General features: G+C 64.8%; 13 protein-coding genes. 2 read left to right on the forward strand and 11 right to left on the reverse strand.

Annotated features, from left to right (window positions below):
• Nucleotide 1: 1 nt before the first annotated feature.
• Nucleotides 2-1420: an MmgE/PrpD family protein gene (locus FK527_RS05380; protein WP_144730828.1), complete on the forward strand. Its 1419-nt coding sequence runs from the start codon at nt 2-4 to the stop codon at nt 1418-1420.
• 70 nt (nt 1421-1490) lie between these two features.
• On the opposite strand, the gene FK527_RS05385 is transcribed toward FK527_RS05380, so the two are convergent.
• The 8 genes from FK527_RS05385 to FK527_RS05420 form a co-directional block, all read right to left on the reverse strand.
• Entirely contained in the window at nt 1491-2270 is a 780-nt protein-coding gene (locus tag FK527_RS05385) for an alpha/beta fold hydrolase (RefSeq protein ID WP_186298390.1), read from the reverse strand.
• Between the two features lie 38 nt (nt 2271-2308).
• Nucleotides 2309-3541 carry an acyl-CoA dehydrogenase family protein gene (locus tag FK527_RS05390; protein ID WP_144730830.1) on the reverse strand — a complete coding sequence of 411 codons (1233 nt, stop codon included), beginning with the start codon at nt 3539-3541 and terminating at the stop codon, nt 2309-2311.
• 15 nt (nt 3542-3556) lie between these two features.
• Nucleotides 3557-3958 (reverse strand): Zn-ribbon domain-containing OB-fold protein, encoded by a 402-nt coding sequence (locus FK527_RS05395; RefSeq protein ID WP_144730831.1) that lies wholly within the window; start codon nt 3956-3958, stop codon nt 3557-3559.
• Nucleotides 3959-3963: 5 nt separating this feature from the next.
• Entirely contained in the window at nt 3964-5133 is a 1170-nt protein-coding gene (locus tag FK527_RS05400; RefSeq protein WP_144730832.1) for an acetyl-CoA acetyltransferase, read from the reverse strand.
• Nucleotides 5134-5218: 85 nt separating this feature from the next.
• Nucleotides 5219-6874: a cyclohexanecarboxylate-CoA ligase gene (locus tag FK527_RS05405; RefSeq protein WP_144730833.1), complete on the reverse strand. Its 1656-nt coding sequence runs from the start codon at nt 6872-6874 to the stop codon at nt 5219-5221.
• A 43-nt stretch (nt 6875-6917) separates the two neighbouring features.
• Complete coding sequence (locus FK527_RS05410) at nt 6918-8570, reverse strand: cyclohexanecarboxylate-CoA ligase (RefSeq protein ID WP_144730835.1); 1653 nt, start codon at nt 8568-8570, stop codon at nt 6918-6920.
• A 120-nt stretch (nt 8571-8690) separates the two neighbouring features.
• Entirely contained in the window at nt 8691-10340 is a 1650-nt protein-coding gene (locus tag FK527_RS05415) for a cyclohexanecarboxylate-CoA ligase (protein ID WP_144730837.1), read from the reverse strand.
• 62 nt (nt 10341-10402) lie between these two features.
• Entirely contained in the window at nt 10403-10879 is a 477-nt protein-coding gene (locus FK527_RS05420; RefSeq protein WP_144730839.1) for a MaoC family dehydratase, read from the reverse strand.
• Between the two features lie 121 nt (nt 10880-11000).
• Here FK527_RS05420 and FK527_RS05425 point away from each other — a divergent pair, with 121 nt between their 5' ends.
• Nucleotides 11001-11813, forward strand: coding sequence for an SDR family NAD(P)-dependent oxidoreductase (locus FK527_RS05425; protein WP_186298391.1), 813 nt, complete (start codon nt 11001-11003; stop codon nt 11811-11813).
• A 10-nt stretch (nt 11814-11823) separates the two neighbouring features.
• Here FK527_RS05425 and FK527_RS05430 read toward each other — a convergent pair whose 3' ends face one another.
• The 3 genes from FK527_RS05430 to FK527_RS05440 are packed head-to-tail and all read right to left on the reverse strand — an operon-like array spanning nt 11824 to nt 14935.
• Entirely contained in the window at nt 11824-13338 is a 1515-nt protein-coding gene (locus tag FK527_RS05430) for an AMP-binding protein (RefSeq protein ID WP_144730843.1), read from the reverse strand.
• Between the two features lie 38 nt (nt 13339-13376).
• On the reverse strand, nt 13377-14246 hold the full coding sequence (locus FK527_RS05435; protein WP_144730845.1) for an alpha/beta fold hydrolase: 870 nt from the start codon (nt 14244-14246) through the stop codon (nt 13377-13379).
• On the reverse strand, nt 14243-14935 hold the full coding sequence (locus FK527_RS05440; protein WP_144730847.1) for a transglutaminase-like domain-containing protein: 693 nt from the start codon (nt 14933-14935) through the stop codon (nt 14243-14245). The genes FK527_RS05435 and FK527_RS05440 overlap by 4 nt, the downstream gene beginning before the upstream one ends.
• Between the last annotated feature and the right edge of the window lie 2 nt (nt 14936-14937).

Raw genomic sequence — 14937 nt, forward strand, 5'->3', positions numbered from 1 at the left:
CATGAGCACGCCCGCCGCCATTGCCCCTGACGTTGCTACAGCGCCTGCGGCCACGGCGCCCGGGCTCACACGCGCACTCGCCGCGCGCAGCGCGGCGCTGCGCTACACCGATCTGCCACCCGCCGTGCGCCTGCTCGCACGGCAATGCCTGCTCGACTGGATAGGCGTGGCGCTCGCGGGCGCCTGCGAGCCGCTCGTGCACATGCTCGCCGAAGAAGCGCGCGAGCAAGGCGGCCACGCCCAGGCCACGGTGATAGGCCACGCGCTCGCCACTGCGAGCCGGCAGGCCGCGCTGATCAACGGCGCGGCCTCGCACGCACTCGACTACGACGACGTCAACATGGCCTGCACGGGCCACCCTTCGGTCGCGTTGATCCCGGCACTGCTCGCATTGGCCGAGACGCGCGGCGCGAGCGGGCGTGACTTTCTGACCTCCTTTGTCGCCGGTTACGAAACCATGTGCCGCATAGGGCGCACGAGCGGCGACGCGCAATACGCGCGCGGCTTCCACACCACGGCCACGCTGGGCACGCTGGGCTCCGCCGCAGCCTGCGCACACCTGCTGCGCCTGGACGCCGAAGACACGGCCACGGCCCTGGGCATCGCAAGCACCATGGCCGCGGGCCTCAAGTCCATGTTCGGCACCATGTGCAAGCCCTTGCACGCAGGCCGCGCGAGCGCCGAGGGCTTGCATGCGGCCTTGCTCGCCGCGCGCGGCTTCACGAGCCGCCCCGACGCGCTCGAATGCCCGCAGGGCCTGATCGCCACGCACGGCGGCACGCCCAGCCTGGAGATTGCACTGGCCGAGCCCTCGGGCGGCTGGCACCTGCACAACAACCTGTTCAAGTTCCATGCGGCCTGCTACGGCACGCACGCCGCGATCGAGGCCGCGCGCCAGCTGCGCGCCCAGCACCAGCTCACCCCTGCGGACGTCGCGCGCGTGCAGGTGCGCGTGGGTGCGAGCAGCGAGGGCGTGTGCAACATCCCCGAGCCGCGCACGGGCCTGGAAGCCAAGTTCAGCCTGCGCCACACCGTCGCCATGGCGCTGGCCGGCGTGGACACGGCCGGCCTCGACGCCTACGCCGACGAATCCGTGGGCCAGCCCGAGCTCGCCGCGCTGCGCCAGCGCATCACGGTGGAGCTCGTCCCCGAATGTCCGGGCCTCACGCTCAGCGAAGTGATCGTGTACACGGCGAGCGGCGCCACGCTGCGCCAGCAGCACGACAGCGGCCGACCCGCAAGCGACCTGCAGGCGCAGCAGCAGCGCCTCGAGGAAAAATTTCACCGCCTCGTCGATCCGGTGCTCGGCGCGGCGCAAAGCACGCGCCTGATTGCGCTGGTGGCGCAGCTCGAGGATCTGACCGACCTCTCGCCGCTCGCAGGCATGCTGGCCACGCCCGCCTCGTGCTGCGCGGACTGAACTGAACCTCGCCAATCCCCTGCATGCAGTACCGCCGCTTGGCGCACCGCAGCGCGCCAAGCAATAGCGTTCACGTCTGTTCGATGCTTGCGATCAGACGCTGCAACTGCGCAATGGTCTCGCCGCGCGCGCGCTGCTGCGGGTGGTGCCCCTGCCCGGCCAGCGCGAGCACTTCGAGCCCCATGTTTCCATGCGTGAACAAGGCCAGGGCGCTCGGGCGCCAACCGTATTCGTCCTGGTTGCCGAACAGCGCGGATACCGGGCAGCGCACCGCGGCGATTTCGGCGCTCATGTTCCATTCAAGGGCCTTTTGGCTCGCCCAGGCGTTGAACCAGCCCCAAAACATCGCGTCCGTGCCCGCGCCGTGGTAGCGCTCGAGCTTTTCGCGCAGGCCCTCTTGCTCGTAGGCGCGCCGCGCGTTTGCCATGGCATCGACCATGAACTGATCTATGGCGATGGTGGGCGAGCAGCCCATGGCGCCGCAGACCACGTCTGGATGCGCCGCCGCGGCCAGCACCGACATCGCGCCGCCGTCGCTGTGGCCGAACATCAACGCCTTGCGGATACCGAAGTGGCGCAGCACCTCACCGAGCACCGGCCCGGCCTCCTCGCGCCGGTAGCTGGGCTCGCGCCCGCCCACCAGCGGCTCGGAGCGGCCATAGCCGTAGCGGTCGTAAGCGAGCACCGGCCAACCCGTGGCCTCGGCGATCACTTGCGGCAGGTCTTTCCAGGTGGCGATGCAGTCGAGCCCGCCATGCATCATCACGATGGTGGGCCGCTCACCACCGACCTCGCCCCAGGTGCTTGCCGCGAGGCGGTGGCCGCCCGCCATGAATTCATGGTCTTTCATTTTCGTCTCCTTGCGGCCTGCGGGCCGCATGCCTGTATTTACAAGTCGACATGGCCGCCGAGCAATTGGCGCGCGATGGTGCGGCGCTGGATTTCTGCCGTGCCGTCGGGGATGCGCATCACACGTGCATAGCGGTAGCCCTCTTCGAGGCGCAGCTCGTTCGTCAGGCCCATGCCGCCGTGGATCTGGATGCTGCGATCCATCACACGGCCCAGCATTTCGGTCGAGAAGGCCTTGACCATGCTGACCTGCGCGGTCGCATTGCGCCCCGTGTCCAGGCGCCAGGCGCAGTTCTGAATCATGTTCTTGGCCGCGTAGATGTCCATCGCGCTCTCGGCGAGCATGAACTGGATCGCCTGGTGCTCGGCAATCGGCACACCAAAGGTCTTGCGCACCTTGGCGTATTCGGTCGCCTGGTCGAGCGCCCAGCGCGCCAGCCCCAGACACGACGCTGCCATGCCCATGCGCCCCGTGTTGACGCCGTCCATGGCCACTTGCAGGCCGCGACCGACTTCACCGAGCCGGTGGTCATCGCGCACGCGCACGCCCTCGAGCACGATCACGCCCGTGTCGCCGCCCAGATGCCCCATGGTGTTGATGACGCGCGGCACGGCAAAGCCCGGCGCGCGCGTATCGACGAAAAACCCCGTCACGCCGCCCTTGTGGCGCGCCGCGGCCTCGGGGTCGGTGAGCGCGAACACCATCGCGTAGTCGGCATAGGGCGAATTGGTGATCCACTGCTTGGTGCCGGTGATCACCCACTCATCACCATCGCGCACAGCGCGCGTCTTCATGCCGAACACGTCCGACCCCGCGTCGGGCTCGCTCAGGCCGAAGCACAGCGTTTTTTCGCCGCTTGCAATGCCTGCGCCATAGAGCGCAAACACTTCGGGCTTCAGATAGCGCAGCACCGGCGACAAGCCGTTGGTGAAGGGGGACGAAATCACCACGGTCTGCACCAGCGGATGGGCCGGCCCCACGCGGTGGTTCAGCGCCTCCTGGATGTGCGCCATTGCCAGCGCGCCCTGCCCGCCGCCGCCCAGCGACTCGGCGCCGAACAGGTTGTAAAAGCCCAGCTCGGCCGAGCGCATGCGCACCTGGCGCCGCAGCGCAAGCACCTCGGGCACATAACGGCCCCGCGCGTCGAACATGGTGCGCTCGCTGCCCAGCAGCTCACGGTGCTGCTCCTCGAGCGGGAGCACCTCGCGCTCGACGAAGCGCAGCAGCGCCTCAGCAATCGCCTGGGTGTCGGAATCGATCGTAAAGTCCATGAAGTTACCTTTAGGTCAGACAAGCCGGAATTTCGGCAGCGTGACCTCGTCGGTCACATCCTCGTACTGCACGCTGACGCGCTGGCCTATGCGCACGGCATCGACGTCGGCGGTCACGATGTTGGTCATCATGCGCGCGCCTTCGTCGAGCTCGACCACGGCTACCACATAGGGCGTGTCGGCCTTGAAAGCCGGCCCGGCCGGGCGGCGCGCAATGGTGAAGCTGTAGATCGTGCCCGTGCCGCGCGCATCGACCCACTCGAGGGCGTCCGAGTGGCAATGCGGGCACAGGGCGCGCGGATAGAAGTGGTGTTTGCCGCAATCCTGGCAGCGCTTGAGCGTCAGGCGGTGCTGCTTGAGGGCATCCCAGTAGGGGCGGCTTTCGCTGTCGATGACGGGCAATGGTTTGTCGTACATGGTCTTCACCGCGTGGAAAGAATGCAGGTGGCGCCGCTCGAGAGCGTGCCGCCGGTACCGTGCACCAGCGCCGTCTGCGCGCCCTGCACCTGGCGCGGGCCGCATTCGCCGCGCAGCTGGCGCACGGCCTCGATCAGCAGAAAAATGCCATACATGCCGGGGTGCGCATAAGACAGGCCGCCGCCGTTGGTGTTGAGCGGGAATGCGCCGCCCGGCGCGGTGCGCTGGTTCGCGACAAAAGCCCCGCCTTCGCCGCGCCGGCAAAAGCCCAGCGCCTCGAGCGTCAGCAGCACGGTGATGGTGAAGGAGTCGTACACCTCCACCACGTCGATCGCCTCGTGGCTTATGCCGGCCATGGCAAAAGCGTCACGCCCCGCGACTTCGGCCGCCGTGAGGCGCGCGAGGTCGGGCATGGCGGCGATGGTCCAGTGCGTGTGCGACTCGCCGTAGCCGCGCACGTGCACAGCTTTACACCCCAAGGATTTGGCGTGCTCGGCTGTGGTCATGACCACGGCGCCGCCGCCATCGGTCACCAGACAGATGTCGAGCAGGTGCAGCGGGTCGGCCACCATGGTGCTGCGCAGCACGTCGTCTATGGTGAGTGGCTCGCGCATGGTGGCGGCAGGGTTCAGCGCTGCCCACTTGCGTGTGGCCACGGCAATCTCGGCCAGCTGTTCGGACGTGGTGCCGTACTCGTGCATGTGGCGCTGCGCCGCCATCGCATAGCCGCCCACGGGCGTGGGCATGCCCCAGGGGGTTTCGTACTGCATGGTCAGCACGGCGGGGCGGCCCGCGAGGTTGCGACTCAGCTCGCTTTTTTGCAGGCTGCCGTAGGTGATCAGGGCCACCTCACAGCGCCCCGCCTCGATCGCCATCGCCGCGTGGGCCACATGCGACTCGAAGGCCGAACCGCCGATGTTCGTGGCATCGACGAAGCGCGGGGTTATGCCCAGATACTCCGACAGCGTCACCGTCGGCAGCTGGCCCGGCCCGGGCACGCCCCACAGGCCCGCCGTCAGCAGGCCATCGACGGCGCTCATGGGAATGCCGGCATCCTTGAGCGCATCGCGCGCCACCAGCGCCTGCGCTTCGAGCACCGACATGGGCCGGCACACCTTGCCATCCTTGAGCGGCAAGTCGGCCACGCCGACGATCACGGCTTCTCTTTTTGTCATTCCTTGTTTGCTCCTTGGCTTCACTGCAACGCGTCCGACCCATGTGTCTCCATCGGGAGCACGCAGGCCGGAACAACTGGCGCTCTTATGCGGACGCGGCCTTGAACTGCTCCTTGGCCATTTCGCGCAGGCGGAACTTCTGCACCTTGCCGCTGGGCGTGCTTGGCAAAGCCTCGGACACGGCCAAAAATTCGGGCCAGTATTGCTTGGCCATGCCGTTTTCTTCGAGAAAGCGCCGCATTTCCTCCATCGTGAAGCTGTGTCCGGGGCGCAGGATCACATAAGCTGCGGCACGCTCGCCCAGGCGCGGATCGGGCACGCCGACCACGGCAGCGACTTGGATCGCCGGGTGCTTGTGCAGCAATTGCTCGACCTCGACCACGGGGATGTTTTCGCCCCCGCGGATGATGATGTCCTTGGCACGCCCTGTGATGCGCACGTAACCGTCGGCGTCGAGCCTGCCCAAGTCACCCGTCTTGAACCAGCCTTCGGCGTCGGTGTCAAATTTTTCCGGGCGCTTGAGGTAGCCTACGAACTGCCCGGGGCCGCGCGACTCGATTTGCCCCTCCTCATCGACACCCAGCACCTTGCCCACGGGATCGACGATGCGCATCTCCATGCCTGCCACCGGCACACCGTCGGTGCCGAACACTTTCTCGGGTGGATCGTCGAGCCGGGTCGAGGTGACGAGCAGGTTTTCCGTCATGCCATAGGCCGAGACGATGTGCGCTTTGAGGCGCTCGGTAGCACGCTGCACGAGTGCACGCGGGATCGGTGCACCGGCGGACAGAAAGATGTCGAAAGTGGAGATGTCGTATTTGGGCAGTGCCGGATGATCTGCCAGATCGGCCATGAAGGGCGTTGCCGCCATCATGAAGTGCACACCCTCGTCCTGGATGCGGCCCAGGCCGACCTCTGGATCCCAGATGTCTTGTAGCACTATCTTGCCTCCCAGGGACAGAGGCAACTCCATGCCCACGAGGAAGCCCGTCTGGTGCGCCATCGGCGAGGGCATGAAGAACACGTGGTCGCCGGTCAACTTGTTGCGCTGCACGATCTGCATCAAGTTGGCGAAGTGGGTGTTGGACGTATGCAAAGCCCCCTTGGGCTCGCCCGTGGTGCCCGAGGTGTAGAGCAGCTCCATGACCTCGTTGGGCTGCATGCGCCGGTCTTTGAGCATCTTCTCGGCGTCGGGGATTTCCTGCTCCCAGCGCCGCTCCAAAAAGTATTTCTCGAACGAGGCGTCGCCGCTGCCGCCGATCGCAAACACGTGTTCAAGCTTGGGCAGGTTGGGCTGGATTTCGCGCACCATCGCCAGGTGGTCGAAGCCGCGCCAGTTTTGCGGCACGATCATGACCTTGCTCTCGGCCAGGCCCAGCATGAAAGTGAGCTCGCGGTGGCGGAAGATCGGCATCACGGGGTTGGTGACGGCGCCCACGTGCAGGCAGGCCAGGTGCAAGGCAACGAACTCCCACCAGTTGGGCAGCTGGTACGACACCACGTCGCCGCGCTCCACGCCCAATGAGATCAGCCCCAAGGCGATGCGCTTGGAGGTTTGCAGCAGTTGCCTGTAAGAGACAGAGTTTTTGCGCCCCGTCATGCTGTTGATGTCGGTCACCGCGACTTTATCGAGGCGCGAGGGCGCGACTTCGTCGAGGAAGTCGAGCAGCGTTTTGTTGTGCCAGTGGCCACTGGCCTGGTAGCGCGCTTGCAGATGGGGGGGCAGTTGGGATTCGAACATATGCAAAAGTCTCCTTGGACAATGAAAAAACACACTGCCTACATTACTGGGGCACTTTGAACTGCTCTTTGGCCATTTCACGCAAGCGGAATTTTTGGATCTTGCCGCTGGGTGTGCGCGGAACGTCTTCACATACCGCGAGAAACTCGGGCCAATATTGCTTGGCCATCTGGTGCTCAGCAAAAAAGCGCTGCATCTCCTCCATCGTGAAGCTGTGCCCAGGACGCAGGATCACGTAGGCTGCGGCGCGCTCACCCAGGCGCGGGTCGGGCACGCCCACCACCGCTGCAGTCTGCACGGCGGGATGCTTGTGCAGCAGTTGCTCGACCTCGACCACGGGCACGTTCTCACCGCCACGAATGATGATGTCCTTGGCGCGTCCCGTGATGCGCACGTACCCGTCAGCGTCTATGCGCGCAAGGTCACCCGTCTTGAACCAACCCTCTTCGTCCATGCCGTAAAGTTCGGGGCGCTTGTAATAGCCCACGAAGTGGTTCGGGCCCCAGGATTGCAACTCACCTTCCTGATCCACCCCAAGCACCCTGCCCGCGGGATCGACGACACGGATTTTCATGCCCGGCAACGGTAGACCATCGGTGCCAAAGACCTTCTCTGCCGGATCGTCGAGGCGCGTGGTGGTCACGATCAGGTTTTCCGTCATACCCCAGACTGAGACGATGTTCGCCTGCAAACGCTCAGTGGCACGCTGCACGAGCGCGCGCGGAACCGGCGCGCCGCCGCACAGAAAAATCTCAAAGCTCGACAAATCGTATTTGGGCAGCGCCGGATGATCGGTCAGGTCGGCGAGGAAGGGCGTCGAGGCCATCGTGAAATTCACGCCTTCATCCTGGATCCGGGCGAGTCCCACTTCTGCATCCCACACGTCCTGCAGCACCAGTTTGCCGCCGAGCGCCAACGGTAGCTCTATACCCACGAGGAAGCCCGTCTGATGTGCCATCGGCGAGGGCATGAAGAACACCTGATCTCCGGTCCTGCGAAAACGCTCCCTCAGGGTCATGACGTTCGAAAAATGGGTGTTGGACGTATGCAAAGCCCCCTTGGGCTCGCCCGTGGTGCCCGAGGTGTAGAGCAGCTCCATGACCTCGTTGGGCTGCATGCGCCGCGCGGCGAGCATCTTCTCTGCGTCGGGGATTTCCTGCTCCCAGCGTCGCTCCAAAAAGTATTTCTCGAACGAGGCATCACCGCTGCCACCCACCGCAAACACGTGTTCGAGCTTGGGCAGGTTGGGCTGGATTTCGCGCACCATCGCTAGGTGGTCGAAGCCGCGCCAGTTCTGCGGCACGATCATGACTTTGGTCTCGGCCAGGCCCAGCATGAAAGTGAGCTCGCGATGGCGAAAGATCGGCATCACGGGGTTGGTGACGGCGCCCACGTGCAGGCAGGCCAGGTGCAGCGCAACGAATTCCCACCAGTTGGGCAGCTGGTACGACACCACGTCGCCGCGCTCCACGCCCAATGAGATCAGCCCCAAGGCGATGCGCTTGGAGGTTTGCAGCAGCTGCCTGTAAGAGACAGAGTTTTTGCGCCCCGTCATGCTGTTGATGTCGGTCACCGCGACTTTATCGAGGCGCGAGGGAGCAACTTCGTCGAGGTAGTCGAGCAGCGTCTTGTTGTGCCAGTGGCCGCTGGCTTGGTAGGTTTTTTGCAAGTCCTGACTCATTTGCGAAGCCATCATTTTTTGATCTCCTTGGAATGTTGGAAAGGGAATGGGACTCACGCAAGCCAGGGTGCCGAGGTATTTCCACGAAGCAAACGCCTTGGCTGAAGCCGGTTCGCGCAAGCCATGCACAACCTACTAGGCTGCCTTGAACTGCTCTTTGGCCATCTCGCGCAGACGGAATTTCTGGATCTTCCCGCTGGGCGTACGCGGCAGGTCTTCAGAAACGGATAGGAACTCAGGCCAGTATTGCTTGGCCATTTGGTGCTCGGCAAAAAAGCGCTGCATCTCTTCCGTCGTAAAGCTGTGCCCATGGCGCAGGATCACATAGGCGGCGGCGCGCTCGCCCAGGCGCGGGTCGGGCACGCCGACCACGACTGCCACCTGGATCGCCGGGTGCTTGTGCAGCAGTTGCTCGACCTCGACCACGGGCACGTTCTCGCCGCCACGGATGATGATGTCCTTGGCGCGCCCGGTGATACGCACGTAGCCATCCGCATCTATGCGCGCGAGGTCGCCCGTCTTGAACCAGCCTTCGGCGTCGGTGTCGAATTTTTCCGGGCGCTTGAGGTAGCCCACGAAATTGCTAGGGCCACGCGACTGCAATTCGCCCTCCTGATCCACGCCCAGCACCTGACCGGTCGGATCGATGACACGAATTTCCATGCCCGGCATGGGCACACCGTCGGTGCCAAAGACCTTTTCGGGCGGATCGTTCAGGCGCGTAGTGGTCACGAGCAGGTTTTCCGTCATGCCCCAGCCCGAGACGATGTGGGCCTTGAGACGCTCGGTCGCGCGTTGTACGAGCGCGCGCGGAATGGGCGCACCAGCGGAGATGAATACGTTCAACGAAGAAATGTCGTACTTTGGCAGCGCCGGATGGTCGGTCAGGTCGGCCAGAAAAGGCGTGGCCGCCATCATGAAGTTCACACCCTCGTCCTGGATGCGACCCAGGCCGACCTCGGCGTCCCAGACGTCCTGCAAAACGATCTTGCAGCCCAGCATCAGCGGCGTCTCCATACCGAGGCCGAAACCCGTCTGGTGCGCCATCGGCGAGGGCATGAAGCACACGCGGTCGCCCGTCAACTCCATGCGCTTGGCAATCTGCGTCAGGTTCGCATAGTGAGTGTTCGGGGTGTGCAGCGCCCCCTTGGGCTCGCCCGTGGTGCCCGAGGTGTAGAGCAACTGCATCACCTCGTTGGGCTGCATGCGCCGCGCCTTGAGCATCTTCTCTGCGTCGGGCGTTTCCTGTTCCCAGCGCCGCTCCAAAAAGTATTTCTCGAACGAGGCGTCGCCGCTGCCGCCGATCGCAAACACGTGCTCAAGCTTGGGCAGGTTGGGCTGGATTTCGCGCACCATCGCCAGGTGGTCGAAGCCGCGCCAGTTCTGCGGCACGATCATGACTTTGCTCTCGGCCAGGCCCAGCATGAAAGTGAGCTCGCGATGGCGAAAGATCGGCATCACGGGGTTGGTGACGGCGCCCACGTGCAGGCAGGCCAGGTGCAGCGCAACGAATTCCCACCAGTTGGGCAGTTGGTAAGAAACCACGTCGCCGCGCTCCACGCCCAATGAGATCAGCCCCAAGGCGATGCGCTTGGAGGTTTGCAGCAGCTGCCTGTAAGAGACAGAGTTTTTGCGCCCCGTCATGCTGTTGATGTCGGTCACCGCGACTTTGTCGAGGCGCGAGGGAGCAACTTCGTCGAGGTAGTCGAGCAGCGTCTTGTTGTGCCAGTGGCCGCTCGCCTGATAGCGCGCTTGCAACTGGGGGCTGAGTTGGGATGTGAACATGGGCTTGTCTCCTTTTTTGTGATGGTCCGGTCAGTATCCCTATGTGAAAAACACAGGGAACCTCATGATGAATGGCTTTCCTTTGGAAGGAAAGTCAGGGTTTCCGTGAAGTCCGCGATCGCCTCACCATGTTGGTTAATCACCCAATGCTGCAACTCCATCAGCGTGTAGCCGCGCGAGGTCTTGGGCAGCAGCCGCGGCTCGCATTCCACGTGGATGGTGTCGCCGGGGAACAGCGCCCCGCGCAAGCGCGCCTGCAGCCCCGTCATGCCGCCAAACGGGCCCACATCCTGCTCTTTGAGCGTGTTTGCGATGATCTCGGAGACGTAGGTTGCCAAGAGCCCCATGCCCAGAGAGATGATCATGGGCCCGGGCGCGAAACGTTTGCGGTGCGCGCCCTCCATGTTCTTCTGGATGTATTCCATATCGATGAAAAAAGGCTCATGCAGGCCGACGACGTTGACGAAGGTGACGATGTCGGTCTCGGTAATGGTGCGGCGGTGGGTTTTGTAGCGCCGAGCGCTGTTCGTTGGGGTCATGGCATGTCTCCTGTGCGTGGTTGAAAAAAGGTATTTGGTGATGATCCTGGGGCAAACCCTATGTCGAATTGCACCGTTTTGCACACAATCGGGCGTTTCTACCAGTCAAGGACAACACACCATGCATCCAAGCCCTGGCGCTGCACGCGCGCTCGAAGGAAAAATTGCCCTCGTCACGGGTGCCACGGCCTTCATAGGCCGCGCCACCGCCGTCGAACTCGCGCGCCGCGGCGCCCATGTGGTCGTGAACGGCCGCAATGCCGTGGCTGGCCAGGCCGTCGTGGATGAAATTGCCGCGCAGGGCGGAAAAGCCTCGTTCGAGGCTGCCGACCTGGGCCAGAGCGAGGCCGTGCGTGCGATGGTCGGGCGCGTTGCCCAGCAGCACGGTCGCATCGACATCCTCGTGGCCAGCGGCGCGGGTGCGAGTGCGGATTCGCCCTCGTTTCGACTCTTCAAAGAGATGAGCGACCAGGACTTCGACAGCTACATCCGCGCCCACTGGCTCACGCGCGCCTACCTGATCCAGGCCTGCGCGCAGGTCATGGCAGGCCATAAACACGGCAAGATCGTCGCCATCGGCACCGACGCCGGGCGTGTGGCCACGGTGGGGGAATCGTTCATCGGCGGCGCCACTGCCGGCATGATGCAGATGTGCCGCGTGCTCGCGCGCGAGCTTGGGCGCGACGGCATCCGTGTGAACGCCGTGGCCATGAGCTACATCTGGGACGCCGAGCCGCGCTGGGGCAAGGGCTCGGCAGCCCTCGAAGCCGGCGCCCACGGCAAAGGCATGCTCGACAACCTGCGCAAGCGCATGCTGTTTCCGGTGTATTGCCAGGACATTGCGAACGCGGCGGCATTCTTTGCCGGGCCGGAATCCGACGCGATCACCGGCCAGACGCTGAGCGTCAATGGCGGTTTGAGCACGCCGGGTTGACATCACCGACTCACAAGCCGCCGTGTTTGGTTTTCACGGCCGTGCGGTCGGTTTTACCGGCCGCATCCTTGGGAAGCTCCGGCACGAACACCACGTGCTTGGGCTTTTTGTAGCGTGCGATGCGGGCGCCGACGAATTCGATCAGCGCCTCAGCCGAAACCATCTGCCCCGGCTGGAGCACGCAGACCGCCTTGATCGCCTCGCCCCACTGCGCGTCGGGCACGCCGATCACTACGGCCTCGGCGATCGCCGGGTGTTCGAGCAAGGTACGCTCGACTTCGGCCGGATAGACGTTTTCACCACCAGGCTTGATGAGCTCCTTGGCCGGCGAGCGGCCGCTGTACCACAGATAACCCTCGGCATCGAGGCGCCCCATGTCGCCCGTGTGGTGCCAGCCGTTGCGAAACGTGAAGGCGTTGTCTTCATCGAGGCGCCAGTAGCCCTCGAACACCATGGGGCCGCGCACCACGATTTCGCCCGTTTCGCCCAGCGGCACCTCCTGGTCCAGATCATCGACGATGGCTACGCGGTTCAGCCCCGCGGGCCGTCCCGCGCTGCCCGGGCATTCGTCGAAAGGCGCCATGCTGACCCAGCCCGAGGTTTCGGTCTGGCCGTAGGCGCTCCAAAAGCGCGCATGCGGGCACACGGTGCGCAAGCGCTGCAAGGTCTCGGGCGCGTCTATGCCCGAGACGATGCGCAGATGCGCCAGCGCCGAGCCCTGCGCCGCAGCCGCATCGAGCAAGGCACCCAGCATGGGTGGAAACGTGCCGATCAGGCTGCCGCCATCCGCGTCGATGTGGCGCACGAGCGCTGCCGGATCGAAGCGCGTGAGCAGCAGCGTGCTGCCGCCGGCGAGCTGCGCCGCGAGCCAGAAGCCGATCGCCGCGACATGAAAAAGCGGCAGCACGCCCAGGTTCACATCCTTGGGCGTCAGGCCCCAGGCGAGCTGGGTCTGCATCGCGGCAAGCATCAGGCCGCGGTGCGACAGCAGCGCCCCGCGCGGGCGCCCGCCCACGGCGGCCGTGTGGATGATGACCACGCCATCGTCGTCGCTCAGCGGGGCAAGCGGTGCCTTTGCCGCGCCTGCATCATGCGCATACAGCGACTGTAGCGCCCCCCAAGGCGCCTGCTGCCCACCAAAACCATAGCACGCCACGCCCTCCAGACTTTCCGGAAGCAGGGATTTGAACTCGTCTGCCGCCACCAGCAGCTTGGGCGCGACATCGCCGACGATGTAGGCCACTTCTTCGGCAGACAGGCGCCAGTTGATGGGCACGAGGATCGCGCCAAGGGATGCCGCGGCACCGAACAGGTCTAGGTATTCGGGGCAGTTTTGCGCCAGGATCGCGACGCGATCGCCGCGCCCCACGCCCGCAGCTGCAAGCCCCGCCGCAAGCTGCGCCACGCGCGCGGCGTACTCGGCGTGGGTGCTGCGCTGCCCTTCAAATACCAGCGCCGTGCGCGCGCCGTGCACCAAGGCGTTGCGCGCAATCGCATCGTGCAAACCGAAAGATCGCAAGTCCATGTTCGTCTCCTCCAATGTTCTGGTTTCGGCTCGAACGCCTAGTTCATTGCCGCGGCCGGCACCGACGACGGCGGCATCACCTCGGACAAAAAGTCCCTCACACTCGCAGTGAAGGCGTCGTTTGCATCGCCCGCAATCATGTGGCCTGCATCGCGCAGGTCCACGAAGCGCGCCTGCGGCAGGGTTTTCACCAAAGCCTCGGCGTCTTCCTTGGTGATCACGTCGCTGCGCTGGCCACGGATCAGCAAGGTCGGAGCCTGCAGGCCGCGCAAGGCGCGCTCGTAGCTTTCTGCATCGCGGCGGTGGTTGTGATTGGATTCGCTCATCATGAGCGGGTCCCAATGCCATATCCAGCGACCCTGCGCATTGAGACGCAGGTTTTTCTTCAGGCCCTCGAGCGGGCCCGTCATGGGCTTGCCGCGGTAGGCCGCGATGTGCTGCGCAGCCTCTTCGAGCGAGACAAAGCCTTCGGGCTTTGCGCGCATGAAGCTGACGATGCGATCGACACCGGCCTCTTCCATGCGCGGTGCAATGTCCACAAGCACCAGCGCGTTGATGGGCGGCGCATCGGGCAGGCCCACGGCCGCCATGCTCGCCAAGCCGCCGAGCGAGGCGCCGACCACGGCGAGCGGCCGGCCGAGCTGGCGCCAGACATTGCACATGGTGCGTGCCAGAGTTTCGATGCGGTAGTCACCGTCGCTCGCCCAGGCACTTTCGCCGTGCCCCGGCAGGTCGAGCGCCACCGTGTACCAGCCCGCGGCGCCCAGCACCTGGGCCGCGTTGCCCCAGGCATGGCGCGTCTGCCCGCCGCCGTGCAGCAGCAGCACCGCGGGCGCACCCTCGGGCCCATACACGTCCGCCACCAGCGGACCTCCGGGAAAGCCGGAAAATTCGCGACGGCCGCTCACGCCCCAGCCCTCACCTCTTTTTCGAAGTCGGCGCCGGCCTCGGCCGCGACCTGTCCCCACTCAGAGAAGGACTTGTAGTGCTCGCTCCAGGCCTTCAGGAGCTCTTCGCGCGGCAAGTCGGCATAGCTGCCGCGATCGCGCACGTATTCCATGTGCCTACGCCCGCTCACGTCGAACTCGTGGAACACCGAATCTGCACTGCCGTCGAACTCGAGCGGATGGATACCGGCTTTTTCGCATAGCGAGCGGTTGAAGGCCGGCGTGGCCTTGAGCCATTGACCGTCGATCCACAGCTCGGTAAAGCCATGGAAAACAAACAGGTCGGTGCCCATCATGTCGTAGAGCCGCTTGCTCGTGAGGTGGTTGCGCACGTCGGCATAGCCCAGGCGCGCCGGCACGCCGAGCACGCGCGCGGCGGCTGCAAGCAAGGCGGCCTTGGGGACGCAAAAGCCGCGCCCGGCCTCGATCACATGGCTGGCCTTGAGTCCCTGCTCGGAAACGTCGAAGTAATACGGGTCGTAGATGAATTCGTCGCGCACTGCGTAGTAGAGCTTGACGGCGATCTCGCGCGGCGACATGGCAGGGTCGGCCACACGGCGCGCAAAGGCGACGACGTCTGGGTGGTCGCTATCGACGAATTTTCCTGGCGCCAGATAGGCCGAAAGGTCTTGCGATGTTTGTGTTTCCATGG

Origin of the sequence: Extensimonas perlucida (genome assembly GCF_007655255.1) — a bacterium.
Classification (GTDB): Bacteria; Pseudomonadota; Gammaproteobacteria; order Burkholderiales; family Burkholderiaceae_C; genus Extensimonas; species Extensimonas perlucida.